Origin of the sequence: Peribacillus sp. TH27 (assembly GCF_016650915.1) — a bacterium.
Lineage (GTDB): Bacteria > Bacillota > Bacilli > Bacillales > DSM-1321 > Peribacillus > Peribacillus butanolivorans.
Window position 1 is genome coordinate 3,432,021 of the sequence record NZ_JAEKEV010000002.1, and the last position, 26,192, is coordinate 3,458,212.

Annotated in this window: 20 protein-coding genes and 2 pseudogenes; 17 read left to right on the forward strand and 5 right to left on the reverse strand. The window is 37.8% G+C overall.

The features are described 5' to 3' along the window. The first annotated feature begins 1,071 nt into the window (after positions 1-1,071). From JFU24_RS17835 to tagH, 5 genes and pseudogenes are all read left to right on the forward strand, one after another. The gene (locus JFU24_RS17835) at positions 1,072-4,395 is read left to right on the forward strand and encodes a CDP-glycerol glycerophosphotransferase family protein (protein WP_201250252.1); all 3,324 of its coding nucleotides are present in this window, start codon (positions 1,072-1,074) and stop codon (positions 4,393-4,395) included. A gap of 42 nt (positions 4,396-4,437) precedes the next feature. After that, positions 4,438-4,530: pseudogene (locus JFU24_RS31380) on the forward strand (hypothetical protein); the annotation flags it as partial. 303 nt (positions 4,531-4,833) lie between these two features. Then, positions 4,834-6,057 (forward strand): annotated as a pseudogene (locus JFU24_RS17840) (CDP-glycerol glycerophosphotransferase family protein); the annotation flags it as partial. Between the two features lie 3 nt (positions 6,058-6,060). Further along, positions 6,061-6,858 (forward strand): ABC transporter permease, encoded by a 798-nt coding sequence (locus JFU24_RS17845; RefSeq protein WP_201187414.1) that lies wholly within the window; start codon positions 6,061-6,063, stop codon positions 6,856-6,858. A gap of 17 nt (positions 6,859-6,875) precedes the next feature. Next, a complete protein-coding gene (gene tagH, locus JFU24_RS17850) occupies positions 6,876-7,673 on the forward strand; it encodes a teichoic acids export ABC transporter ATP-binding subunit TagH (protein ID WP_201187413.1) in 798 nt (265 codons plus the stop codon). A 15-nt stretch (positions 7,674-7,688) separates the two neighbouring features. On the opposite strand, the gene JFU24_RS17855 is transcribed toward tagH, so the two are convergent. From JFU24_RS17855 to JFU24_RS17865, 3 genes are read right to left on the reverse strand one after another with little or no spacing between them, the layout of a single operon-like run. Beyond that, positions 7,689-8,879, reverse strand: a complete 1,191-nt coding sequence (locus JFU24_RS17855; protein WP_201187411.1) for a glycosyltransferase family 4 protein — start codon at positions 8,877-8,879, stop codon at positions 7,689-7,691. A gap of 25 nt (positions 8,880-8,904) precedes the next feature. Further along, entirely contained in the window at positions 8,905-10,428 is a 1,524-nt protein-coding gene (gene murJ, locus JFU24_RS17860) for a murein biosynthesis integral membrane protein MurJ (RefSeq protein ID WP_201187410.1), read from the reverse strand. A gap of 4 nt (positions 10,429-10,432) precedes the next feature. After that, positions 10,433-11,863, reverse strand: coding sequence for an O-antigen ligase family protein (locus tag JFU24_RS17865; protein WP_201250253.1), 1,431 nt, complete (start codon positions 11,861-11,863; stop codon positions 10,433-10,435). A gap of 110 nt (positions 11,864-11,973) precedes the next feature. Between JFU24_RS17865 and JFU24_RS17870 the strand changes: the two genes are divergently transcribed. The 3 genes from JFU24_RS17870 (at position 11,974) to JFU24_RS17880 (ending at position 14,963) form a co-directional block, all read left to right on the forward strand. Further along, entirely contained in the window at positions 11,974-12,717 is a 744-nt protein-coding gene (locus JFU24_RS17870) for a WecB/TagA/CpsF family glycosyltransferase (protein WP_201250254.1), read from the forward strand. Positions 12,718-12,735: 18 nt separating this feature from the next. Then, the gene (locus JFU24_RS17875; protein ID WP_201222645.1) at positions 12,736-13,839 is read left to right on the forward strand and encodes a glycosyltransferase family 4 protein; all 1,104 of its coding nucleotides are present in this window, start codon (positions 12,736-12,738) and stop codon (positions 13,837-13,839) included. Positions 13,840-13,913: 74 nt separating this feature from the next. Continuing rightward, positions 13,914-14,963: a glycosyltransferase family 4 protein gene (locus tag JFU24_RS17880; RefSeq protein ID WP_201187404.1), complete on the forward strand. Its 1,050-nt coding sequence runs from the start codon at positions 13,914-13,916 to the stop codon at positions 14,961-14,963. Between the two features lie 441 nt (positions 14,964-15,404). Here JFU24_RS17880 and JFU24_RS17885 read toward each other — a convergent pair whose 3' ends face one another. Both JFU24_RS17885 and JFU24_RS17890 read right to left on the reverse strand, forming a co-directional pair. Beyond that, complete coding sequence (locus tag JFU24_RS17885; RefSeq protein ID WP_201187403.1) at positions 15,405-16,421, reverse strand: LCP family protein; 1,017 nt, start codon at positions 16,419-16,421, stop codon at positions 15,405-15,407. A gap of 171 nt (positions 16,422-16,592) precedes the next feature. Next, positions 16,593-17,228, reverse strand: coding sequence for a YigZ family protein (locus tag JFU24_RS17890; RefSeq protein WP_201250255.1), 636 nt, complete (start codon positions 17,226-17,228; stop codon positions 16,593-16,595). A 627-nt stretch (positions 17,229-17,855) separates the two neighbouring features. Here JFU24_RS17890 and JFU24_RS17895 point away from each other — a divergent pair. The 9 genes from JFU24_RS17895 to flgK all read left to right on the forward strand — a co-directional run bounded on the left by JFU24_RS17895 (position 17,856) and on the right by flgK (position 26,181). Then, positions 17,856-18,998, forward strand: coding sequence for a sensor histidine kinase (locus tag JFU24_RS17895; RefSeq protein WP_201222646.1), 1,143 nt, complete (start codon positions 17,856-17,858; stop codon positions 18,996-18,998). Between the two features lie 46 nt (positions 18,999-19,044). Continuing rightward, positions 19,045-19,728: a response regulator gene (locus tag JFU24_RS17900; protein WP_053348555.1), complete on the forward strand. Its 684-nt coding sequence runs from the start codon at positions 19,045-19,047 to the stop codon at positions 19,726-19,728. A gap of 218 nt (positions 19,729-19,946) precedes the next feature. Beyond that, positions 19,947-20,789: a DegV family protein gene (locus JFU24_RS17905; protein WP_053348556.1), complete on the forward strand. Its 843-nt coding sequence runs from the start codon at positions 19,947-19,949 to the stop codon at positions 20,787-20,789. 198 nt (positions 20,790-20,987) lie between these two features. Further along, a complete protein-coding gene (locus JFU24_RS17910) occupies positions 20,988-22,319 on the forward strand; it encodes a DEAD/DEAH box helicase (RefSeq protein WP_242485358.1) in 1,332 nt (443 codons plus the stop codon). Further along, the gene (locus JFU24_RS17915) at positions 22,312-23,004 is read left to right on the forward strand and encodes a ComF family protein (RefSeq protein WP_201222647.1); all 693 of its coding nucleotides are present in this window, start codon (positions 22,312-22,314) and stop codon (positions 23,002-23,004) included. Before JFU24_RS17910 ends, JFU24_RS17915 begins: the two co-directional genes overlap by 8 nt. Before the next feature lie 100 nt (positions 23,005-23,104). Continuing rightward, positions 23,105-23,524, forward strand: coding sequence for a TIGR03826 family flagellar region protein (locus JFU24_RS17920; RefSeq protein WP_098177201.1), 420 nt, complete (start codon positions 23,105-23,107; stop codon positions 23,522-23,524). 239 nt (positions 23,525-23,763) lie between these two features. After that, a complete protein-coding gene (gene flgM, locus JFU24_RS17925; RefSeq protein WP_201187396.1) occupies positions 23,764-24,027 on the forward strand; it encodes a flagellar biosynthesis anti-sigma factor FlgM in 264 nt (87 codons plus the stop codon). Positions 24,028-24,103: 76 nt separating this feature from the next. Beyond that, positions 24,104-24,592, forward strand: coding sequence for a flagellar protein FlgN (locus JFU24_RS17930; protein ID WP_201187394.1), 489 nt, complete (start codon positions 24,104-24,106; stop codon positions 24,590-24,592). 29 nt (positions 24,593-24,621) lie between these two features. Continuing rightward, positions 24,622-26,181: a flagellar hook-associated protein FlgK gene (gene flgK, locus JFU24_RS17935; RefSeq protein ID WP_201250256.1), complete on the forward strand. Its 1,560-nt coding sequence runs from the start codon at positions 24,622-24,624 to the stop codon at positions 26,179-26,181. Positions 26,182-26,192: the final 11 nt, after the last annotated feature.

Genomic DNA, 26,192 nt, shown 5'->3' on the forward strand with positions numbered 1-26,192 from the left:
TTTAACAATTTTTAAACCTGTTAGGACAAGGAAAAAGCACAATATTCCAATAAATTACATAAGGAAGTTAAATTCTTAAATATCTATTATATAGTATCTTTTAGTTATTTTGGTACTCGAAAATGTGTCAGTACATATTCATTAATTTTTTATTTTGATACTGTTAGGTTTGCGGTTAAATCTATTTTAGAAAGGGGTGATTAAGTTATAGGTACAACCAGTAGGGGAACAATAACATTCTTGTTTCGATTAATGGCGAGTTGTTAGCAACAAATTTATAAGATGCATTGTAATCTTAAGCGCAACAACTAGAAGCGAATAATTCGTATACTAGGGCATTCTACAAGAGAAGTTGGTGTCATTTTAAATCGCCATTCTTTCTGTATTGCGCGTGAGTAAAAATGAAATTATGGTTTATATGATAAATAAAGCAGCCAGGAGGCTCAATAGCTGAATATAAGGTGTATACATAGTGGGAAATATTATTTAGTCCTAGCTTGAACAGACTCACGTAAAATTGCTTTATAAATGGTCTCCTGAACAATATGGGAACTATCGTTTAAAAACAAATTTACAACTGCTTTATCAATGGAAGCTATGTGCCAATTGCATTTCGTCTTGAGGCAGAAAGCAAGCTGAGAGATTCAGGGTACCCTTTGTGTCTAGTTGAGTAAAGGCAAGGGTTATAGTACAACCTTTATAGACCCAAAATGCGTATTCACCAAGTTGTTACGTGCAAGATGGACCGCTATCCCAACATCCCGTTTCGTAGGAAGAATAATTCTGTGCAATAGAAAATATTTGGAAACTCTTGTGCATTTTGTTAATATGTTATCCATTTCGCCGTTATATCAAGATTATTGCGCATAATACTTCTATATAATGTATCCCCTAACATTGACCTCTTCCTATTGAAACGTGCCATAAGCAATAATTCATCCAACCTTGCTGAGTTATGTAAAGATAGTTTACCTCATTAATTTATTGAGAAAAACGTTAAAAAAGTTTATGATTTTAGAGTGTAAATTTGCAAATGATTTATTTTAAATAATTTGTTATAGGTGGTCTACAATGATAAATAAGCTTCTTAGAAAAAGGAAAGTGAAAAAATCTCCTAAAATTAGGTTGAAACAGAGTCTGACCATTGTCCAAGAAAAAGATATTCTTTTGATTAAAGGAAAGTTTTCAAAAGAATATTATTGCGCAAAAGAACTTTGGCTTCATTCAAGGGAAAATGAAGTTAAAACGATAAAAATCGCTGAAACTTCATCTAATTTTGATTTTAAAATAAATCTAAAAGATTTAAACCAAAACTTACAAGAGTCGGAACCAATGATTTATGACTGTTATATCAAGGTTTCCGTGCCTGTTGAAAAACTGAGCGAAAAAACAATCCTTAAAATTGAAGATAAAGCCGAGTATGTGGAGGTAGGCGACGAGTTATATATCGAATATTTACTTCGTCTAGGGCGTTTTCAGGAAACCTACATTGATCAATTAAGTTTTTTCACATATGAAGATAAACAAAGTATTTTCTCTATAACTAAAAAAGGTAATCTATCTCTTCACTTCAATAAGGTACCTGGTACTTCAGTAAAATCCCAAATTGAAAAATTGACCTATGAGCCAAAATCAATGCTTATCAATGGGCAAATTTTTACTAAGAATTCAAAGATTCTTTCAGGTGAAGGTATAGTAAAAGGAAGACAAAGTGAAAAAGAATATCAAGCAAATATATCCTTTATTTATAACCTGGAAGTTAATATTAAGAAATATGGGTTGAATCGTTATATATATAATATCAATTTAAATTTAGAACAATTAGTCGATGAAGATTTGGCAGATGATGTATTTGATATTTATATGAAATTGCATTTGCACGATCAGGAAGAGCCGAAAATGGTACGGGTTGGTAGACCAACAACTAGAGCTAAAATATTTACAAAACAGACCAGTGTTAACCGGGATAATACAGTTGCTGTAGTCAAACCATACTATACCTTTAAAGCCTCAAATTTATCCTTAGAAGTGTTTAACTTCCCGATAGATACGTATCAATATTTAAGAAGGGAAATGCGTTGGGGAAGGTTCTCGAGTTTATTTAAAAAGAAAAAAGATGTATGGATTATTGGCGAAAGAACTTATAAAGCGCAGGATACTGGATATCACTTTTTTAAATATATGAGGGAAAATCATCCTGAAAAAGAAGTGTATTATGTGATCGAGGAAAAATCTGTGGAAGCTAAGAACGTAGAGCCTCTAGGTAATGTACTCTATTTCAAGTCAAGGGAGCATATTAAAAAGACCTTAGAATCGACACGTGTTATATCATCACATCATCCTGATTATTTGTATCCTTTAAGAACATCTGCTTTTAAAAGGCGGGTTAAGGCTGTTAAAGTTTTTCTTCAACATGGTGTTATGGGTACTAAGAATATGGTAGCTAATTATGGGAAACATGCAACATCAGGCTTTAATACGGATGTTTTTCTAGTAAGTTCAGATTTCGAAAAGAATATGATTGTCACTGATTTTGAGTATAACGAAAATGAAGTGTTTACGACAGGACTCTCGAGGTTTGACTCTTTGTTTAAGAATGATGTTTTATTGAAGCGACAATTGTTGATTATTCCAACTTGGAGAGATTGGATTACATCTGATGAAGCATTTTTGGAAAGTGAGTATTTTGAGCGTTATCAGAAATTAGTGCACCATTCGGCTTTACATGATTTTTCTAAAAATTACGGTTTTGAAATCATTTTTTGCCTGCACCCTAATATGCAAAAATTCACGCCTTATTTTAAAGATGCTCCAGTTAGGGTAATTAGTCAGGGAGAAGTGGATGTTCAAAGGCTAATTAAGGAAAGTGCGATTATGATAACGGATTATTCAAGTGTTGCCTTTGACTTTAGCTTCCTGCATAAGCCAGTGATTTACTATCAATTTGATAGAGACCGTTTCATAGGGAAAAGACCATCACATTTGGATTTAGATAATGATCTTCCAGGTGAAATCGTTAATGAATTGGATGAACTGATCGTTTTTATTGAAAAGTATGCCAAAAATAATTTTATCATGGAGAAAAAATATATAGATAAAGCTAACCGTTTTATTAAATATCGTGATGTTCATTCTAATTCAAGAATTTTCGATGTGATTCAAAATGTTAAAAAAGAAGAAAAGTTAATAGAGAAAATCTATAATCATGTAATGTTTAAATTCTTATTGAATCGTTTCAGGAAGAGTGGAGTTTATTTCCCTGTAATGAAAAAAGTATATAAAATTATGTCTAGGGTACTACCTGTTGACCGAAACCTTATTCTTTTTGAAAGTGGAATTGGAAAACAATTTGCAGATAGTCCCAAGTATATTTATGAAGAACTAGTAAAAAGGGATAATAACTATAAAAAAATTTGGGTTTATAATAGTAATTTACCGATAAAGGATAAGAATACTAAACGGATAAAACGTTTAAGTCCGGAATATTATTATTATTTAGCTAAAGCAGGCTATTGGATAAATAATCAAAACTTTCCTACGTATATAAATAAAAGAAAAGAGACGACTTATATTCAGACGTGGCATGGTACACCTTTGAAAAAGATGCAATTTGATATAGAGAATATTCAAGGAAGAGACGATGGATATTTAAATCGAGTGCATAGTGCAACAAAGAATTGGGATTATTTAATATCACCAAGTCCATATGCGTCCCAGGCCTTCAAAAGTGCGTTTCGCTATGATGGAGAAATATTAGAAACGGGATATCCTAGGAATGATCTGTTTTATAGGGAAGATGTTTCAGTCATTGCAAACTCTGTAGCGGGTAAATTGAAGTTGCCAAAAGGAAAAAAAGTTATTTTATATGCTCCTACATTTCGAGATAATCAAACATCTAAAAACAATAAATTCATTTTTGAGTTGAATTTAAAATTGGAGAGAATGAAAGAAGTTCTTGGAAATGAATACATCCTATTATTAAGGATGCATGTTGTAATTAGTAATAAATTCCGTATCCCAGAAGGGTACGAAGATTTTGTTATGAATGTGTCCAATTATTCAGATATTCAGGAGCTCTACCTGATTAGTGATATATTGATTACTGATTATTCTTCAGTAATGTTTGATTTTGCTAATACAGGTCGACCTATTTTGTATTACACTTATGATTTGGAAGATTACAGAGATAATATTCGTGGATTCTATATGGATTTTGAAAGAGAAGCACCAGGTCCATTTTTAAAAACCACTGAGGATATTATAGAATCTATTACCAATATTGATGAATTAAACATGCAATACAAAAAAAGGTACAGTTTATTTAGAGAAAAGTATTGTGGAATAGAGGATGGTAAAGCAACAAAGAGAATCGTTGATAAATTCTTTGATAATTGATTTACTATTTCTAGGTAAGATAAAAAGGTCTCTGTAGTTGCTGTAGCATACAATGCCGAGAAGTTCATTAGAAAAACCATTGAATCGGTAATTAATCAATCTATAGAGATCAGATTGAATTATAATCATAGATGATTGATTTATGGAGAATCGCATCGGTGATTTCATAATGCTATTTGAATGGTTAATGCGAGATTCTAATAAAAATGTCGAGTTTTAGACAACAGTGGCAAATAATTTGGGACTAGCATTAAAGCCTTTGGAGTAGCCGTTAAGTGTACACCAAAAATAAGCTCTCCCTAATATGGGCGAGCTTATTTTTAGTCCGGAATATTTTAAAGAAGTAGTTTGTTGAGTAGGAGAGATTCTGTATTTTCTGGGTTTAAGCATTCAACCACTACTACTACTTAATAAACAGGGAGATAAGATATGTTAAATAAAAAAATACAAATCCCAAGTAAACCTTCCTTTTTATCAGCGTTTAAAAATATAGTTAAAACCATTTTTTTTAGAGGATATAAATTCATTTTTGGCATAGCAGCGAAAGTGCTTCCAGTCGACAAAAAGCTTGTTATTTTTGAAAGTTTTTTAGGGAAGCAATACAGTTGTAATCCTCGTGCAATATATGAATACTTGCAGTGTCACCATTCTGAATATAAAATGTATTGGAGTGTAGATAATAGGTATACCGCTCAATTTGAAGAGGCAGGTATTCCCTATCTCAAACGTTTTTCACTTAGTTGGCTACTTAAAATGACACGCGCTCGTTACTGGGTAACGAACAGCAGGTTACCGCTTTGGATTCCAAAGCCGAATCACACGGTTTATTTGCAAACGTGGCATGGAACTCCATTGAAGAAACTTGCGTCAGATATGAAGGAAGTTCATATGCCTGGAACGACAACGGAAAGTTATAAAGAAAATTTCCATGCCGAATCAAGTAAATGGGATTATTTAATTTCTCCGAATGCTTATTCAAGTGAGATTTTTGCTCGTGCCTTTCAAGTTGAACCTTCTAAAATACTGGAAACGGGTTATCCGCGTAATGATTTACTGTACAATGGGAATAATCGTGATACAATCGACTCATTGAAACGGAAGTTGGGTATACCATTAGAGAAAAAGGTTATTTTATATGCCCCTACGTGGAGAGACGATGAGTTTTATAGCAAGGGAAAATATAAATTTGAAATAAAACTGGACTTGGATCAAATGAAACAGGAATTAGGGGATGAGTATGTTATTTTGCTCCGTCTTCATTATTTAATTTCTGAGAACTTGGATGTATCGGCGTATCAAGGTTTTGTCTACAATTTATCCAGCTATGAAGATATCAATCATTTGTATCTTATTTCAGATTTATTAATAACTGATTATTCATCAGTTTTCTTTGATTACGCAAATTTAAAGCGACCAATGTTGTTCTATGTATATGATATTGAAAATTACAGGGACAGGCTTCGCGGGTTTTACTTTGATTTTGAAGCGATGGCACCAGGTTCGTTAGTAAAAACGTCTGATGCGGTCATTGATAGCATCAAGGCTATGGAGTTTGGAAATGCTGTAGGATCTAATCAATTTCATGAGAAGTTTTGTGCGCTCGAGGATGGCCAAGCTTCGCGCCGTGTCGTAGAAAAAGTGTTTTTAGGAAGGTCTGTGTAATATATGAGTTCAGCTTTGACCGTTTTAAAAGAACAAATTAACAATTTTTATTTGATAAGGCGTTTGTCTGCTTACGAGATGAAAAGCGCTAACAGCAGTAACTACCTAGGAATCCTGTGGGAAATCATCAATCCGATGATTCAAATTGCGATTTATTGGTTTGTATTCGGGTTTATAATGGTTAATCGTGGCGAGGATTTCCTTCCATGGCTGATGGCAGGGATCGTAGTTTGGTTCTTTGTGAATCCGACAATAACCCAGACGTCTAAATCTGTCTATTCCCGAATGAATATGGTGTCCAAGATGAGTTTTCCAATGAGTGTCATTCCTTCTTATGTTATTTTTGCTAAGTTGTATCAACATCTCATGCTGCTTGGTATCATCATCATACTTTTAGCGTTTACGGGTTATCTCCCGACGTTTTACATCATACAACTGCCTTACTATATTGTTGCGACAGTGGCTCTGTTATTTTCATTTGGATTAATTTCTTCCACCTTATCAACCATTATTCGTGATGTTCACAATATAATACTGTCATTAATGAAAGTCTTGTTTTATTTAACACCAATCCTTTGGGTATTAGATGCTAAAGATCATCCAGTAATCGTTAATATAATGAAGCTAAATCCTCTATATTATATTGTTGAAGGGTATCGAGCTTCGTTATTGGGGGAATCATGGTACCTAATAGTGAATTGGGAATATACGCTTTATTTCTGGGCAGTCGTAATCGTCTTATTTTTGATAGGTTCCTCGCTGCATGTTAGATTTAGAGATCGCTTTGTTGACTTTAAGTAAACTGGAAGTGAGAATAGATGGAAAAATCGGTAGTTGTCAAAAACGTAACGAAAAAATATAAATTATATAATAAAAACTCAGAAAAATTGATGGATCTTCTTTTGCCTAAAAGCTATGGAGAAGAGTATTATGCTCTTAGAAATGTTAACTTTGAAGCGGAAAAGGGAGATGTAATCGGATTTGTCGGGGTCAATGGTTCCGGAAAATCCACATTGTCCAACATTATTGCTGGTATTATCCCGCCCACGGATGGAAATGTGCAAGCTAACGGGAAAACAGCTTTAATCGCTGTTTCATCAGGTCTTAACAACCAATTGACAGGTAGAGAAAATATCGAATTGAAAATGTTGATGCTCGGATTCGATAAAAAGCAGATTCGCGAACTGGAGCCTGAAATCATTGAGTTTTCAGAGCTTGGCAAGTTCATTAACCAACCGGTGAAATCTTATTCAAGTGGAATGAAGTCAAGGCTTGGATTTGCCATTTCCGTTCATATTGATCCAGATATCCTGATTATTGATGAAGCCTTATCAGTTGGGGATAAAAACTTTGCTGAAAAGTGTTTAGAGAAGATGAATGAATTTAAGGAAAGAGGCAAAACGATGTTCTTCGTCAGCCATTCAATCGGTCAGATGAAGAAATTCTGTCAAAAGGCGTTATGGCTTGAATATGGAGAAGTAAAAGCGTACGGCCCCATCAAGGAAGTTATGCCGCAATATGAAGCATTCTTGAAAGAATATAAAGCAATGTCTAAAAAAGAACAGAAAAAATACCGCGAAGATCAAATGAACAAGCGTAGTTCTACAACGGTATAAAATTGACAGGCAGACTCAAGTATTGGGTCTGCCTGTTTTTGAATTCACCACTTCTTGGTAAGCCTTCTCAAACCGCTCGGCAGCGGCTAGATGGGAATACTCATTTTCAATTTTATATCTTGCCTTTTCGGCTAATTTTGCAGCTCGTACTGGGTCACTAAGCAGAGTAGAGATGGCTTGAGATAGTGCTGTGATGTTTTTCTCCTCCACGAGCAAACCATCTTCTCCATCAGAGAGAATTTCCTTGAGGCCTCCGACTGCACTTGCAATAACAGGTGAACCGGAACTCATCGCTTCTAAAGCAGATATGGAGGTCGCTTCTTCTACCCCGTGTGAATGAACGCTTGGAATGAGTACGATATCTGAAGCACCATACAGGTTTTGCATTTTCTCGAAAGGCACTGAACCTAGGAATAGTACTGAATCTGTTAATTTGAGCCTGGTTATCGTTTTTTCAAGTTGGGCTTGCTGTTCTCCTGTCCCGGCATAGACTAATACAGTGTCATGATGATTTTTCAGTACCTCGGGAAGAGCCATTATCGGATAAATAACGCCGTTTTTTTCTGTCATTCTTCTAGGAACAAAGAGCATCTTTTTATGTAAGGGGATTTGAAAGACTTGTCGAGTTTCATTCCGGTCGGTGGTTTCGGGTTTGAAAGCAGCCACGTCAATGAAATTCTTAATTGTTTCCGCTTCGATATGTGCTAAATGGTTAATATAGTCTTTAATTCGGTGATCGACGGTTACTACTTTTGCAACAGACTGATAGGCTTTTCTTTCAAAATCGCGAATGATTAAATCTTCCATACTGTCAGGAGAAATGGCCCCCCTGCTAACCGCCTCAAATGAATAATACCCATGGACTGTTTCCACAGTTGGGATTCCTGATTCAATGGAGGCAAGCGTTGCGAAAATATCCTGTGCATTAATGACATCATACTTTTTTTTCAAACTTTTAATAGAAGAGGTCAATAACTTCAGACGTTGTCGATCATTGAACAGCTGCCCGCTCCCGTGTTTTACTTTATTTAATAAAAAACCTGGAGCCTGGGCGAGCAACTTTTTCTTAAATGAGGGTAATTGTGAGAAAGACAAAATGTCCACGCTATGACCTCGTGAATTCAATCCCTTTTTTAACGTGGTGATATGACTTGATAGGCCCCCTTCATGAGGGTAGGAAAATATCGTTGTTATTAATATATTCATATCCGCACTCCGTTCTTTTAAATGACTACTTCGATCTAATCTTCCGCAATGCATGTAGACTACTTACTTTAAAAAGCATGGAAAATAGGATATATAACCCGAATACCATAAGGGAAACTATAACTAATTCCACAAAAATGGAGAACTTTAGCGTAAAAGGATGGATCCATAAAGCAAGTCCATAGATGAGAGCTCCGATGATGATTAGCTTGCTACTTTCTTGAAAAACATCTGTAAATACAGCTTTGTCAGTTTTTTTTGTTTTTAGCCACAAGAAGAAGAATAGGTAGAGAGATTGCAGGAGCATCGAAATACCTGAGGCTAAGGCGATTCCGCCGACACCGAGAAAACGTGAAAGTGCCCAGCTGAGCAGGACATTTAGTAAAACAGCAATCAGGCAGGAATACATAGCCACCTTTGTTTTTTTTAAGGCGTAAAAGGCGTTCATCAAATAATCTCTTAGTGCAAAAAAAGGGAGACAAGCTGAATAAAAGAAAAATGCTGCATAAGTTGTTTCTGTTGCGGATGCATCAAAGGCACCGCGTTGAAAAGCCAGAGCGATTAAGCTGTTTCCACTGATCAACATGACAATCATAAAAGGAACAGCTAAGAATAAAAGGGACTTCAATCCTTTTAAGGTTAAACTAAGGAAAGATTGATATCCTTCAATAGCGCGTTCGACAATCGAAGGATATAAAACGGTAATCAGCGGTGTGAGGACAATGCTTAGTGGCAACCACAATAGCCGATTCGCATAGTTCAGGGCCGATACACTTCCAGTCTCGAGCGAGGTGGCAATAATCCGGTCGACGACACTATTTAATTGGATGGCCAAAGCCGCAATGATAATAGGATAAAAGGTGATAAGCGTATTATTAATTTGCTGTTTGTAAGGCCGAAAGGAAAAAATCGGACGAATCTGGTATTTTCTTAATGATGGATATTGAATTATAAATTGGCTGGCGGCACCAAACACAAATCCCCAGGCCAATCCTTTCACCCCAAAGGGAGCAGCGAACAATACGGTAGCTACTATAATGACTGTATTTTGGGCTGTTGAAGTAAAAGCTGGGAGTAGAAAACGCTGATTCGCATTTAATACTCCTGTCGCCATGTAGGCAAGCGTGAAAAAAAGTAAACTCGGCAGCATAATCCTGGTTAGAACCTCTGTTAAAGCAAGTTCGGAACCCGAGAATCCAGGGGCCACCATCATAACGAGCGGCTTTGTGAAAATCAGGCAGGCAATGGTCATTACGACGGCTACTAGCATAAAAAAGGAACCTAATACACTGATGAATTCATCAGCTCTCCTTGGATTTTCCGCTTTTTTCTCCAGGTAAATAGGAATGACACCGGCCTGAAGACCGCTGCCGAGAGCTGTAAAAAGAATGGTAGGAATTAGACTGGCTACGAAAAAGATGTCTGCCGTTGATGATGCTCCGAAATAGGCGGCAATGATTGATTCCCTGCCGAAGCCAAGGACTTTTCCAATGGCTGCAATGATAGTGACGAGCCCGACCGATTTAACAACATGTGAAAGAGTAGGCATATGTTCAATCCTTTAAAAAGATGTCCTTGTGTAAACAAAATCCTAAACAACTATAAAAAATGAGGGTAAACGTTTTATCCTCAAGAATATTGTAAAAAAGTCCAGCTATTAGCCCTGCTATCATCAAGCAGATGGTGAAGACTGCTGAAGTGCCATTGCTTGTTTTAATGATTTTACGAAAGGTTAAAAGAATAAATACGAAAACTGATAAAAAACCGAGCACCCCTGTTTGGACAAGAATCTGAATGTATTGATTATCAGTATACATCCTTTCACCAATCTGGTATTCCTGATAAATCGGTGAGGGGAAGGAAAGGGTGGCTGAATCTCCGAATGTAGCAAGCCCCGTACCAGCTATGGGATGATCCATAAAAATTTCAAGCCCTTTAAAAACGACATATAACCTGCCCCATTCTGTACTTTGATGAAGAGTCTTATCAGAGAACATGTCTGAGAAACGATTGGACAGGGCATGTTCACGTTCGGAAATAGGAGTGCTGCCAATTGTCATATTTTCCATTGGAACCGATGCTGACAGCTCCACTTTGCTTGAAGTGAATAGAACCGGGTAATATATGAGAAGCAGACCGCAAACAAATGACCCTAAAGCAAATTTGAAAAATGTTTTATTTTTAGTCCAGATGGTAAAGACAAACGTTGCTACTCCGAAAGCGATCATCGTCCCCCGTGAATAGGTGAGCAGTAAAGTTCCGAACATTAAGATGGATGCTAGAAAGACCGAGAACTTATATTTCTTTAACGCTTGAAAGAGGAAGAAGCTAAAAAACAACTGGATGCTTAAAAATAAAGCAAAGACATTAGGATTGGCAGCTGCACCATAAATCCTCATTCGATTTGTTGAGGAAAGAGTCCACATTTCCCAAGCATGAGGCAGTAAGATGGAACGAGAAAAGATTTTCTCCAATAAGCCGTGAAGGCAAAGGACGATTGTAAATAGTAGGGTGACCTTCAAAAAGCGAAAGATATCCTTTCTTTCTAGATTTAATTCACCGATAATATAGAGAAGCAAGAAGGTCACAAGTATAGCTCGGAGTTCAAACAGAATTGGAATGAGACCCACCCCGGTTAAGACCGAGGCAACAACACCAACTAAACAATACAGCCAGAACGGTAAAGTGAAATGATACTTCGCAGTTGACCATTCTTTCTTCTTAAACTTTTCAATAAGTAAAGAAATAAATAGGAAAAGGATAATTAGGTCTCCTGTATAGGTTAAGCCGCTATTCAGTTCCATAAATAAGGGACGGGCTGGGAAATAAATGAATAGAATTAATATCAGGTTTTTTTTATTTATAACGATAAAAATTAGCATCAATGCCGTCGCAGTGTAGCCGACGATAGGGTGAGGTACTGCTAATGAGAAGAGCAGGCACACAATTAGAATGGGTAACGAAAGTTTTTCAAGAAGCTTCAATTGTTCAACCACCTTTGAATCAAAATTACGTTATATGATTTGTATGAAAAAATTTCTTGAATAATACCCGACCCTATAGATGTATAGTACATATGAAAGGCTGAAGAGATATGACTGAGAAATATGTGGAGATATTGTCCATACCATTTATTGATAGCAATATGGATGAATTTATAAATCAGATGATCTACCCAAGATTAATGAATCAAGAAAAAACGTTTGTCGTTACGGCAAATCCTGAAATTGTTGAGTATGCAAATGAACATCAGGATTATAAGGACATCATTACATCGGCTGATTACATTACACCGGATGGCGTTGGTATTATTATGGCCTCAAAATGGCTGAATCAACCATTACAGGAGCGGATTACTGGGTTCGATTTGATGAATGAACTATTCCGGATTGCCGATGAGCAGGCTCTAAAGGTATATCTGCTTGGAGCTGAAGAATCCGTGATTGAAACAGCTGCTTTAAAGGTTCAAGAGAAATATCCGGGTATCGAACTTGTAGGATACAACCATGGATACATTGATATCAAGGACGAGTGCTTGGCAAAGTCCATAGCGGAACTGGAACCCGACATTATTTTGACTGCCTTAGGCTTTCCTAGGCAGGAAAAGTGGGTTTCTATGCACTATCCCTTATTTAAAAAGGGGTTTTTTATGGGAGTTGGAGGGAGCTTTGATGTTCTTGCCGGGAGGGTGAACCGCGCTCCTGTCTTATGGCAGAAGGTGCGTCTTGAATGGTTGTTCCGATTAATCCAACAGCCCTCCCGATGGAAACGGATGCTTGTGCTGCCGAAATTCGTATTAAAGGTTAGACGGAAAAAGAAAAGGTTGCAGCGTTCCTAAACATAAGGAGTGAACTACATGAAGATCATGCACTTAAACGCTGGTAATGAAACTGGCGGCGGTATGTTTCATATTCTGTCCTTACTTAACCAACTAAATAAAGAGGAATGCCTTCTTGGAGTGTTTGAAAAAGGAGCTCTGTACCGGCAGGCTGTGGCATCTGGGATTCAAACTGAAATTTTCAAGCAACATTCTAAATATGATCTTTCGATATTGAAACCTTTACGGGACTTTATCCGTCTAAATAATATAGAGATCATCCACACACATGGTCCGCGTGCGAATATTTACGGAGCTTTTTTAAAACGTCTCGTAAAACGCCCCTGGGTTCTTACTGTGCACAGTTCCCCTCAGCATGATTTTTTAGATATGGGTGTAAAAGGAAAACTGTTTACGAACTTGCATATTAGGTCATTTCAGCATACTGATCATATACTGGCGGTCTCCGATCGATTTAAGCAAGACTTAATTAGTCAAGGGATTCCCTCAACCAAGATCACCAAGATTTTAAATGGTATTAACTTTGAAAAGAAATTAGAGGGACCCTTTCAAAGAGAAGACTTTGGGTTTGTGGCTGATGATTTTGTTATCATTATGCCTGCTAGGCTTGAACCTGTAAAAGGGCATGAATTTGCGTTAGAGGCATTAAGTCAAGTGATATCGGAGTTTCCCCATGTAAAGCTGTTGCTTGTGGGTGAGGGAAGCAGAAGACTGGCTTTAGAAAAGATGGTTTTGGAAAAAAGTTTAACTAATCACGTGTTCTTTTTAGGGTATCGTAAAGATATAGAGAAGCTCTATCCCTTGGCTGATGTCACATTGTTAACGTCTTTAAGCGAGAGTTTCCCACTTGTTTTACTTGAAGGGGCAAGGGCAGGTTTGCCTGCGATTACAAGTGATGTTGGCGGTGTAAAAGAATTAATTCCGGATGAGAAATTTGGCTGGATAACAGAGATTGGGCATGTAACCCAATTGAAAATGGCTATCTGTAAAGCAGTAGAATTAAAAAAATCCGGAAACCTGACAAGGTTAGGGACAGATTTACAAAAATTTGCAAAAAACAACTTTTCTATAGAGATTTTAGCCGAAAACGTATATAATGTTTATTTGAGGATGAAAAAATAAATAAGTTATTATAAATACGTTTTCTTATTGATTGTTAAGGGTATTAGATTTATGTTGAATAGAGGTGGTTCTTGATGTTAATAGGGGCCTTGTTGGTAGCATTTTTATTGTCCATTTTTTTGACTCCTTTTGTCGGAAAGTTGGCCATTAAATTAGGAGCTACTGATAAACCGAATGAGCGAAAAGTGCATAGCAAAATTATGCCACGCATGGGCGGTTTAGCTATATTTTTGAGTTTTTTCATTACATTCTTAATTTTTACGAATGACTTTTGGGAGCAATTGCCTCTTCTAGTAGGTGCTCTTGTCATCATATTAATTGGGATGGCGGATGATATATATGAATTAAGAGCTGCACCCAAGTTTTTGGGTCAGGTTTTAGCTGCTCTCATTATCGTGTTATGGGGCGGTCTTGAAGTTGAATTTATCAACTTACCATTTTTTACCGACACACTTCAGTTTGGCATTTTTAGTATCCCTATTACCATTTTGTGGATTGTGGCGATTATTAATGCCATTAATTTAATAGATGGCCTAGATGGTCTTGCGGGTGGAGTCTCCACAATTGCATTAGTGACGATTGCTACGATGGCCCTTATTAAAGGGGATTTATTTGTAGCGATGGTTGCATTGACTGTGATTGGAAGTACCCTTGGCTTTTTGAAATATAATTTCCATCCTGCAAAGATTTTTATGGGAGATACAGGAGCATTGTTCCTAGGTTACATCATCGCAGTTCTGTCCCTGCTTGGATTCAAAAACGTTACAATGATTTCCTTAATTGTACCGATTATCATTTTAGGGGTTCCTATTTCGGATACATTTTTTGCGATTATCCGCAGGATTGTCAATAAACAACCGATATCAGCTGCTGACAAATCACATTTACATCATTGCTTGTTAGACCTAGGATTTACTCATAAGCAGACTGTACTTCTTATTTACGCTTTAGCTGCCTGCTTTGGTTTAGCTGCCATAATCTTTTCGTTTGCAACAATGTGGGGAGCTTTGATTCTTGTAACTGGCCTCTTATTGATTATAGAAATTTTTGTAGAAAAAATTGGACTGGTCAGCTCGAATTATCAGCCTTTGCTGAAGATGCTTAATTTTAAAAACAAACCATAATTGCTTTAGTGCATAGAATACTAGATTATTATTCTCTATGCAAAGCTCAATAAATATGTTTAATGCCTCCATCCCGTATTTACTAATACGTATGGAGGTTTTTTTATAGTTTCGTTAAGGGTAACCTTCCCATGAAATAAAAAGTGTGTATCTAGTACGGAAGGATGTTTTATATATTAAATTCCTATTTGTGTGTAATATTTAGTATAAAATATCAAGTCGTAAATTTACCACTCAGATGCTCATTTAATCAAAGTTTTGGACATCGTATTATTATGTTTACGCACTCCTCTCCGGTCATTTTTTTATCAAGTTGTTTTCTTTGCTACTGGCGTTTTAAGGACGATAGAGGAGACCTTCTTAGGGGATAAAAGAGAGAGTCAAAAAAAAAGCCCCCCCCACATCATCCTAGGATGAGTGGGGGGGCTTTTATTCTAATTGTTATTGTGATTGAACGGCTTCAGTTTGATTAGAGACTTCTTTAGGTCCCAGATTTAAGTGGGATTGAAGTAGTAGCTTAGTATTTGCTACTGATGTTTCGTTCAATTGATAGTAATAGGTTCCGCTAATTGTGGAATCTTGACCTTCAAGTTTAATAGTTTCGAGATCCAGACCGTTGTCAGATGTTACATATTTTATGAAACCTTTAATTTGTGAGAATTGGAGATTCGTTGTCATATTGTCGCCAACAGCTTCCATAACTCCTGTATACTTCGTTAATGCTCCAACAGAGGTTGCCTTGGCCATGATGGCTTTCAGAACTTCCTGTTGTCGCTCACCACGTTGGATATCACTGTCCTTTTTACGAGTCCGTGCAAAGGCTAATGCTTCTTCACCATTAACAGTTTGTAATCCTTCTTCGAGATGAATGGCATTCTTCTTGTCATGTGAATCCATTTCGTTCATTTCATAAGGTACATCAACTTCAATTCCATCTAATGAGTCCACCACGTCGATGAAGGCATTAAAGTTCATCCGGACATAATAATCAACAGGGATATCGAATAATTCTTCCACAGTATCCATTGTTGCTTTTGGTCCACCAGCTGCATGAGCTGAGTTGATTTTCGTCGTTACGCCTTTGGCTGGTACGTACACATAGGAGTCACGTGGAATGCTTAATAGTTTAATAGATTTTTGATCTTTGTTGAATGTAGCCAGCATTAAAGCATCCGAGCGTGAATTTCCTTTATAGTCGCGTTCATCGCTGTCATCAATCCCTATGAAAAGAATTGAGAAATTATCCTTGAGTGGGTCAACCGTTTCACTCCGCTTGGCTGAGGCCTCGACAGGATCGTAAGAATCATTAAATACATTTTGGGCTTTCATATATAGAGTTGCAGCATACGTAGAAGCTCCTAGACCAAGTACCAACAGGGGGACTAGAAATAACCAAAGCCTCTTTCGCCTTTTTTTCTTTGTTTTTTTAATTTTATAAACACGCCTAGTATTAGACATCTTTTTCTTCTCCTTTTAAATAGCAGACATAAATCGCCATTTTTCGAATCCTTCAGTATATATTTCGTCATATATTAATACTAATTTTACAATGATTTAATAATTTCGTAAAATAAATATTTCTTTTCAATTATATTACAGCAAAAAAAAGGAAAAATATGCAGGAGAAAATTAAACGAGAGCCTGTTCTAAATAAATCATTTCGCCCTCAGTGATACGACCTTGACCGTTTGTCAGCTCTGTCATCCAGTTGGTATATGCCTGTTTTTGGGCTTCCTCTACATATACCAGAAGATTGACTTGTTCAAGGTATTGAATTTCCTTTATTTGATAAATCGATGATCGTAATTCGTTTTCCAATTTTCCGAGCCAGGTATAGTCGACATTTGTTGAAATTACGCGCATTAATTTTCTATTAACTACACCCGTGGTATTAATTCCTTCTGAAGTCGCTTTACTATAAGCACGAATCAGGCCGCCTGCACCAAGTTTGATGCCGCCAAAATATCGTGTAACTACAACAGCCGTATCTTTTAGGTCTTTTTTCTTAAGAACCTCAAGAATAGGGACGCCTGCCGTACCGCTTGGCTCTCCATCATCAAGGGCTTTTTGAACTTGATTTTGTTCTCCAATCATATAGGCTGAACAATTATGAGTAGCATCTTTATGCTTTTTCTTAATTTCTTGAATAAAGGCCTGTGCTGCTTTTTCTGATTCCACTCGGGCGATGTGGGCAATAAATCGAGATTTCTCAATCACGATTTCATGTTCACCACGTCCTTTTACCGTTAAATAATGAGGGAGCATTACTATTCCACCTTCGCTCTCGCTATTAGTTGATTCATTATAAGGCTTTGCGCAAAAAGTGGCAATGAAGATTATTTTTTATTCCTTATAGTGTAAAGAAACTTTAATATAAGAAAAAGTTGTACGTGTTATAATTAATTCTACTGCCAGCTAATGTTTATTAGATGGTCATATATGCTTAAAAGAATATCATTGTAGGAAAAACAATGAGTTTTGTACCATAAACCTGGCTTGTCCATATCGAGTCAGCTCATTTCAAGGATTTTGCCATTTAATAAATGTATCTGTTTCGTATAATAATCAATGGAGTGGAATATTCCATTTGATTGATAAGGATAATTCGGATTAGGATAATAGGAACAACCTTTTAATAGGTGGTCTAACGTGATATCCATAAAAGCTAGGAATATGAAATGTATACTAAATATGTATATTTTGTGAAAATCCTACAATGAAATTGACGTATTTTTCTTCTTTTTTTGGTACAATATGTTCATGAAGGTTACTTCATTGCAAGTTTCCTGATAATTAACCATTCATGAAAAAGGAAAAAGAGCTTTTTTCCATATACATAGTCTATAAGACAACAAATTGTTTAAGTCTGTTGATTTAAGTGGAGGGATCTTAATGTCCATAAAAAAGGTTGATGCTAAAGCATTGGACAAGATCTTAGAAACAATGGTAAGCACTGTTAGTGAAAGTAAGGATGAAGTCTTTGATATTGGAGAGCAATGTCGCAAAGACTTTGAGTCATTAACAAAAGAGCTTGATGATGTGAAAATCAGAGTTGCCATTGTGATAACCGACAGCGATGCACTGGATTCAAAAGCCAGATTTGCTCGAAAAAGGCTTTCCGAAGTCAGTATGCACTTCAACCATTTTTCTGAAAAACAGGTTCGCGATGCTTATGAAAGAGCACATAAGCTGCAAGTCGATTTACAAATAAATCGCCAGTTAGAGAAAGAGCTTCGTAATCGACGGGATGAACTTGAGCTTAGATTAAGGGGATTACAGCAGACGATTGATAAAGCTGTACATCTCGTCTCGCAAATCTCTGTTGTACAAAACTATTTGACACAGGACTTGAAATTTGTGGGAGAAGCTCTACAAGAAGCGAAACGTAAGCAGGACTTCGGCTTGAAAATAATAGAAGCTCAGGAGCAGGAACGTAAAAAACTCTCACGGGAAATCCATGATGGCCCCGCGCAAATGCTTGCTAATGTCATGATGCGTTCGGATTTGATAGAACGTGTACAACGAGAGAGAGGTCCTGATGAAGCTCTTGTGGAAATCCGTAGCTTAAAAGTCATGGTACGGAATGCGTTATATGAAGTGCGTAGAATCATCTATGATCTGCGCCCTATGGCCCTTGACGATCTAGGTCTTGTTCCTACCCTCAGAAAGTATCTGCAAACGACCGAAGACTATAATACTGGTGTGCATTTGAATTTCGTTAACCTCGGCCAGGTCAAAAGGCTTCCCTCTGATATGGAGGTTGCTTTATTTAGGCTGGTCCAAGAGGCTGTACAGAATTCACTGAAACATGCAGAGCCAAAGCAAGTTCAAGTAAAACTTTCCATTTCTAAAGAGATGGTTACGGTTGTCGTCAAAGATGATGGAAAAGGGTTTGATTCTTCCATTCAAAAAGAGGGTTCTTTTGGCTTAGTAGGCATGAGGGAAAGAGTCGAGCTACTTGAAGGTGAAATGACAATTGATTCACAACCAGGGGCAGGCACTTTGGTGTTTATACAAATTCCCTATCATTTATAAATTTTAGAGAATAGGCATTTAAATAGAAATTAGGAGGAAGAAGCCGTTGAAGACTAGTATCATCATTATAGATGACCATCAGCTTTTCCGTGAAGGTGTTAAGCGAATATTAGATTTTGAATCATCCTTTGATGTTGTTGCCGAAGGTGATGACGGAAGCGAGGCTATGGATCTTGTTGAAACACACAAACCAGATGTTGTTATCATGGATATCAACATGCCGAATATGAACGGTGTCGAAGCGACTAAAATGCTTGTAAACCGTTACCCTGAAACGAAAGTCATCATTTTATCGATTCATGATGATGAAAACTACGTACAGCATGCATTGAAAACAGGAGCACAAGGTTACCTGTTGAAAGAAATGGACGCAGATGCGCTAATTGATGCTGTTCGTGTAGTCGCAGAAGGTGGCTCATACCTTCATCCAAAGGTGACACATAATTTAGTCAAAGAATATCGCCGTTTAGCTGCTGAAGAGGGTGCTGATCGTGATTCAGTACATGCTGTAGAGATTAGAAGACCGCTTCACCTATTGACTCGACGCGAGTGTGAAGTTCTTCAACTTTTAGCAGACGGAAAAAGCAATCGTGCCATCGGCGAAACTTTATATATCAGTGAAAAAACAGTAAAAAACCATGTGAGTAACATTCTTCAAAAAATGAATGTAAACGATCGTACCCAAGCTGTTGTTTTAGCTATTAAAAACGGCTGGGTAGAAGTGAAATAATTTCAACTTATGATAAGTCCGGCTCTTCAGTTTTCGCAATGCGTACTGATGCGCCGGACTTTTTTGTCAAATGCCGAACTCGGCATAAATCTATTCACCTACTTAAATTGTACTAATTTATGGTAAAAAAAGATAAGCTATTTAATGCAAGTTAAGGCATTTTCAGATAGAATGGTGTATAAGATATTTAGAGTAATTTTATAAGGATGGTACTCACTATGAAAACCGCAGTCGTAACAGATAGCACTGCATATATACCTAAGGATATGCGTGATCGTTTACATATACATATGATGCCGCTTAATGTCATTTTCTCCAACGAAGCCTACCGGGAAGAAATCGATATTGCTGCAGATGAGTTTTATGAAGAAGTAAAAAGGCAAGCGAAGCTACCGACCACGTCACAACCGCCAATCGGTCAGTTTGTTGAGAAGTTTGAAGAGCTGCAAAAAGAATATGATGATGTTATTTCAATTCATTTATCGAGTGGTATCAGTGGTACGTATCAAGGTGCGGTTTCAGCAGGTGAAATGGTAGAGGGAGTTCAGGTCCACGCCTTTGATTCTGAAATCAGCTGTAGAGTCCAGGGATTTTATGTTCTCGAAGCGGCTCAGATGGCACTTGACGGTAAGGACGCAGAAGAGATTATGGCCAGGCTCGAAGAAATGAAACTTTCCGTCCGGGCATATTTCATGGCGGATGACTTATCCCATCTGCAGCGTGGGGGGCGGCTAAGCAGTGCCCAGGCCTTGATAGGGAGTTTGCTACAAGTAAAGCCTGTTCTCCATTTTGTTGACAAAGTCATTGTCCCGTTCGAAAAAATCCGTACTAGAAAAAAGGCGATGAAACGGATTGCTGATTTACTTGGAGAAGACGCGGCAAACGGTGAAAACTATAAAGCTGTCATTATTCATGCTAAGCGTGAAGCTGAAGCTAAAGACTGGAAAACGGAACTTGAAGCGCGTTTCCCAAATGTCGAGTTTGACATCAGCTACTTCGGTCCTGTGATCGGAACGCATCTGGGCGAAGGCTCGATGGGGATGGGCTGGTATAAAGTATAAACAGAGGAACGTCTTTCCTTGAAAAAGGAGGAGGCGTTTTTTTATGGATGTTAGAGGGATTCTAAAGTGAAAAGCGAATTCTATTTACGAGTGTAAAATTCAATTCTAAGAAAGAAAGAAGGTTATAGTTTGGAAAATACGATTAGTTCTCCCCCTTTTTCCCCAGAACTTCAGAATCACCTCACAGGAAGGTTGTTATTGGCCTCCGAAATTCCTTTTTCCCCGGCAATCATTTCTGACCAAATAAAGCACGGCTATGTCTCTGTGACTTCCGGCGTGCAATGTGTGAATGGTCAGTACAATTGTGTACGATGCGGTAACCAAAATTCTGCTTTGTTTTATACGTTTCCGTGTAAAATTTGCAATCAAGATTGTACATACTGCCGGGCCTGTATCATGATGGGGCGGGTCAGTGAATGTGCAAAATTATACGGCTGGATCGGTCCTGATTTGAAGTTTGCGGTTCCTGACAAAGTAATGAGCTGGGATGGAACTCTAACTTCAGGTCAGCAAACGGCCTCGGACTGTGTCGTTGAGGCTATAAAAAGAAAAGGTGAATTACTGGTATGGGCCGTATGCGGAGCTGGTAAAACGGAAGTCCTATTTGCTGGCATTGAGGCGGGCTTGCTTGCCGGAAAACGAATCTGTATGGCAACACCTCGGACCGATGTCGTTCTCGAACTGTCACCCCGGTTAAAAAGAGCCTTTCCAGCCATTGAGGTATCCGCTCTGTATGGAGGCAGCGAAGACCGAAGCAAAGCTTCGCCGCTAACCGTTTCCACCACACATCAGCTTTTTCGTTTTTCTGAAGCCTTCGATGTAGTCATCATTGATGAAGTCGATGCGTTTCCCTACTCTATTGATGATTCTCTACATTATGCGGTTAACAAATCCAAAAAGCCCTCTGCTACAACTATCTACTTAACTGCCACTCCTTCTAAACAGATGCAACGATCTTACCGTAGTGGGAAACTACAAGCCGTGACAATCCCTGCCCGTTACCATCATAAGCCGATCCCTGTTCCTGAAATGAAATGGAGCGGCAATTGGCAAAAACAATATCTCCAAAAAAAGATTCCTCCTGTGATTGCCAGTTGGGTAAGCGAACGTCTTCAGCTGAAGATTCCTCTATTATTATTTTTTCCGAGCATTCAGGTGATGGAACAGGTAATTCCGTTGTTTCAAACACTATCCCCTAAATTGGAGACCGTTCACTCACAGCACCCTGAACGAAAAGAAAGAGTACAGGCATTACGGAATGGCGAGGTCCCTGGATTATTGACCACGACGATTTTAGAACGCGGGGTGACAATTGAACGACTAGACGTAGCCGTGATTGGTGCTGAACATGAGGTATTTTCTGAGAGTGCTCTCGTCCAGATTGCCGGCCGAGTCGGCAGAAGCTTTACTTATCCAACGGGTACTATCACTTTTTTTCATTACGGAAAAAGCAAAGCTATGGTCGAGGCGATCTGCCATATACAAATGATGAATAAAGAGGCCTGGAAAAGAGGTCTGCTGGATGGCTAGATGCTTATTTTGTGTTGAAGAAATGAAAGCAGTATTGACGTGGAGAAATCTATTACTGAAGAAAGAGGCAATGACAATCTGTGAAAGATGTGAAGGGAAACTTAAAAAGTTAGCAGGTGAGGCATGCTCGATTTGCTCTCGAGAGCTTGATAAGAATTACCGCATCGAGGATCTTTGTTTGGATTGTGTGAGATGGGAAAAAGATAAGAAATGGAGCGGGTATTTGTCCATAAACATATCGCTTTTTCATTATAATGAATTCCTGAAAGACATGATTGCGAAATATAAATACCGAGGAGATTATGCACTGGCTGAGGCCTTCGTTCCCTTTTTAAAAGACAAACTAAAAGACATGGATTTTGACTTGGTAACGTTCATTCCTCTTAGTAATGAACGTCTGATGGAGAGGGGTTTCAATCAGGCGCAGGCTTTGACAGATCTGCTAGGCCTTAACACGGTTGAGCTATTAACGCGCCTTCATACGGAAAAACAATCGAAAAAGTCACGTGAGGAGCGGATATCATTGCCACAAGTTTTTCAGGTCACCAAACCGGATTTATTAAAGCAAAAATCAATCTTGATCGTGGATGACATTTACACAACAGGCTCAACACTCCGGCATGCGGCTAAGGCTTTGAAAACCGCTGGTGCCACAGAAGTTTCATCAATTACTCTGGCTAGGTAAAACCGAATATTTTTTATAAACCTTCTAAAGTATCGGTGTTAATATTCGATATATACAGTACTGAAGAACAATCATTGTGATAGTAAAGGAGGGGTCCTCAATGGATTTGTTCAACTGTCAAAACTGTAATTCGTTATTTGTTAAAACAAAATTTCGTGATGTTTGCGATGCTTGCTATAAAGAAGAAGAAGCTAAATTTGATGAAGTGTATGCCTACATTCGCAAGAAAAGTAATCGAACGGCGTTAATGATGCAAGTGGTTGAGGCCACAGGCGTGGAAGAAGATTTGATTATTAAATTTGTAAAAACAGGAAAACTGAGAATTTCCCAATTTCCTAACCTAGGCATTCCTTGTGAAAAATGCGGGACCAACATTCAAAGTGGGAGATTATGTAGCAAATGCAGCGATTCCCTTCGCTCTGAATTGCAGACTTTTGAAGATGAAGAAAAGTGCCTAACTAAAATACAAGAACGAAATAAAAAAAATACGTATTATATTAAAGATAATCACGAAGGATAATCCTTGGCTTCATGATTGGTATTTTGTTAGAATATTCGGTATTGAGAACAAAATTCGACAATGGTTGTCGAAGGAAAGATTACAGGAAAACATAAAAAAAAATAAGTCCTTGTCGATATTAATGATAGGGAGAATAAACACAGCCAAGAGTCATTCTCATGGTCTGTTAAAGGAATCGAAATATGAAGTTATATATAAGATTAGATAAAGAAAATCGGCCGAAGGAGAGGATCTGGAATATGAAAATCAATAACGTCGGTATGACAGGGATTAACCCGTATAATCTTCAAGCCAATAAAGCGGGGAATGTCAAAGAATCTAAGGTCAATGCCTCAGATAAAGTTGAAATTTCTTCAGCGGCAAAAGAAATGCAGCAATTATCTCCAATTCCTGCTGCAAGACAAGCAAAAGTGGACGAACTGAAAATCCAAGTAGAAAATGGAAATTATAAATTGAATTCACAGGCGACAGCAAAAGGCATTATTGATTTTTATCGAAAATAAATTATTAATAAACGTTTGATTATTGTGAACGGAAACATATTCCGTCCATCATTCATGAGCAGAGGAGGGAGTAAGAATGTCTGCACGAAACATCATCGAGTCGGTTGAAAAATTGATCAAGCTTCATAAAAGCTTCAATCAATTAGCCTTAAGAAAAACAACCATTTTAAAAGCTAGCGACACTGAGGCAATTACCGCCCTGCTGATCGAAGAACAAAAGCATATTAAAGCAATCAGTCAAACGGATAAAGAAAGAGAAGCAGCAGTCGAGGGATTTTTTACAGCAAAAGGAGCAGTGAGACAGACTGCTTCCATCGACACAGTAATGGAATTAACAGAACCAATTGAAACAGCTGCACTAAAACGATTAAAAAAAGAGCTAATCGATGAAGTAGCTAAGCTGAAAGAGCGGAACATTTTAAATCAGCAATTAATCTATCAGTCACTTCAATTCATTAATGTCTCTTTAGATATGCTGAGACCGCAAACCCAGGATATGAACTACGGGAAGTCCGTTAAAAAGCCAACAAAAAGCGGTATAGGCATATTTGATTCGAAAGCATAAGAAACAGAAAAAGATGGGGGTTTGAGCAAATGATTTCAACCTTTATGGGGCTTGAAACAGCTAAACGTGGATTATCGACCTCACAAGGAGCCTTGTATACTACAGGAAATAACGTTGCCAATGCCAATACATTAGGATATTCAAGGCAGCGTGTTAACTTGGTACAGACATCTGGGTTTCCTACCGTCGGATTAAACAACCCTCGTGTAGCAGGTCAACTCGGGACAGGGGTGGCTGCAGAAACTGTACAGCGAATCCGAGACAGCTTTTTGGACTCGCAATACAGGACTCAAAGTAATAAAATCGGTTTTTACGGGGCGATGAGCGAATCATTGTCTAAAATGGAAGGCATCATGAATGAACCAACCGACAGCGGGTTAGCTGCAATGATGGAAAAATTCTGGAATTCTCTGCAGGGGTTAACGGCCAACACGGAAAACTCAGGGGCTCGTGAGGTTGTTGCCTCAACAGGCGTTATGGTCGCGGATACCCTTAACTACTACTACAATTCGCTAAAAAGCGTTCAAACGGATATCGGAAATCAAATAAACGTTAAAGCGAACGAAATCAATCTGCTTATTAGCGGTATTGATCAACTTAACCAGCAAATTAGTAAAGTAGAGCCGCATGGGATTATCCCGAATGAACTTTACGATAAACGTGATTTACTTGTAGACAGCCTCTCTCAGCTTGTCAGTATAAACGTAAAAAACGTCATTCCAACTGATTATGGCAAAGCTAGTGATGTAGCAACAGGACTATACAACATTGAATTAATGCAAGAAGACGGTTCTTCTTATGTGCCACCTATCAATCTAGTCAGTGTTAACCAAACTGGGATGCTTGGAACTTCAAAAGTTGAAGTTAGCTATGATAAATCGACAGGTATGGTAGATGGAGTGAAATTTGGTTCGAAAACATTAACGGAGTACAAGTTTTCAGGAGAGCTATCCGGGTTGATTAACAGTTTTGGCTATAAAAAGAGTGATGGTACAATCGGAGGAACCTATCCTGATATGCTGCAGAAGCTGGATAATATGGCAACGGCTTTTGTAAATGAGTTTAATGCTATTCATAAGCAGGGGTATGCGTTAGGAGCTAGTGAAACATCAACATTAAATTTTTTTGAAATTGAACCAGGTAAGAGTGCTGCTGACAGCATCAAGGTGAATAGTGAGATATTGAAGGACCCTTCATTAATCGCCGCAGGTGGTAATAGTGGAGGAGCTTCTGGGGATAATGAAAATGCTAAACTCTTAGCTGATTTGAAAAAGAAAGCTTTTAGTGATTACTCAACTAAAGACCAAAATTCTAAGGAGTTAACTGGGACCTTTGACACCTATTATTCCGGGATTATTGGGAAATTGGGTGTTGATTCACAAAGTGCTCAAAAGAATCTTTCCAACTCTGTAGTACTTGCTACATCCGTTAACCAAAATAGAGACTCTGTCAGTTCTGTATCCTTAGATGAAGAGATGACAGATATGATTAGGTTCCAGCAAGCTTACAATGCTTCTGCAAGAATGATGACGATGATGGATGAAATGCTCGATAAAATCATTAACGAAATGGGTACGGTAGGCCGATAATAGGAGTGAGA

What these genes read in the sequence shown, in the direction of transcription:
- JFU24_RS17835 (WP_201250252.1), top strand. Translation starts at nt 1,072, where the DNA reads ATGATAAATAAGCTTCTTAGAAAAAGGAAAGTGAAAAAATCTCCTAAA.
- JFU24_RS17845 (WP_201187414.1), top strand. Translation starts at nt 6,061, where the DNA reads ATGAGTTCAGCTTTGACCGTTTTAAAAGAACAAATTAACAATTTTTAT.
- tagH (WP_201187413.1), top strand. Translation starts at nt 6,876, where the DNA reads ATGGAAAAATCGGTAGTTGTCAAAAACGTAACGAAAAAATATAAATTA.
- JFU24_RS17855 (WP_201187411.1), bottom strand. Translation starts at nt 8,879, where the DNA reads ATGAATATATTAATAACAACGATATTTTCCTACCCTCATGAAGGGGGC.
- murJ (WP_201187410.1), bottom strand. Translation starts at nt 10,428, where the DNA reads ATGCCTACTCTTTCACATGTTGTTAAATCGGTCGGGCTCGTCACTATC.
- JFU24_RS17870 (WP_201250254.1), top strand. Translation starts at nt 11,974, where the DNA reads ATGACTGAGAAATATGTGGAGATATTGTCCATACCATTTATTGATAGC.
- JFU24_RS17875 (WP_201222645.1), top strand. Translation starts at nt 12,736, where the DNA reads ATGAAGATCATGCACTTAAACGCTGGTAATGAAACTGGCGGCGGTATG.
- JFU24_RS17880 (WP_201187404.1), top strand. Translation starts at nt 13,914, where the DNA reads ATGTTAATAGGGGCCTTGTTGGTAGCATTTTTATTGTCCATTTTTTTG.
- JFU24_RS17885 (WP_201187403.1), bottom strand. Translation starts at nt 16,421, where the DNA reads ATGTCTAATACTAGGCGTGTTTATAAAATTAAAAAAACAAAGAAAAAA.
- JFU24_RS17890 (WP_201250255.1), bottom strand. Translation starts at nt 17,228, where the DNA reads ATGCTCCCTCATTATTTAACGGTAAAAGGACGTGGTGAACATGAAATC.
- JFU24_RS17895 (WP_201222646.1), top strand. Translation starts at nt 17,856, where the DNA reads ATGTCCATAAAAAAGGTTGATGCTAAAGCATTGGACAAGATCTTAGAA.
- JFU24_RS17905 (WP_053348556.1), top strand. Translation starts at nt 19,947, where the DNA reads ATGAAAACCGCAGTCGTAACAGATAGCACTGCATATATACCTAAGGAT.
- JFU24_RS17915 (WP_201222647.1), top strand. Translation starts at nt 22,312, where the DNA reads ATGGCTAGATGCTTATTTTGTGTTGAAGAAATGAAAGCAGTATTGACG.
- JFU24_RS17920 (WP_098177201.1), top strand. Translation starts at nt 23,105, where the DNA reads ATGGATTTGTTCAACTGTCAAAACTGTAATTCGTTATTTGTTAAAACA.
- flgM (WP_201187396.1), top strand. Translation starts at nt 23,764, where the DNA reads ATGAAAATCAATAACGTCGGTATGACAGGGATTAACCCGTATAATCTT.
- JFU24_RS17930 (WP_201187394.1), top strand. Translation starts at nt 24,104, where the DNA reads ATGTCTGCACGAAACATCATCGAGTCGGTTGAAAAATTGATCAAGCTT.
- flgK (WP_201250256.1), top strand. Translation starts at nt 24,622, where the DNA reads ATGATTTCAACCTTTATGGGGCTTGAAACAGCTAAACGTGGATTATCG.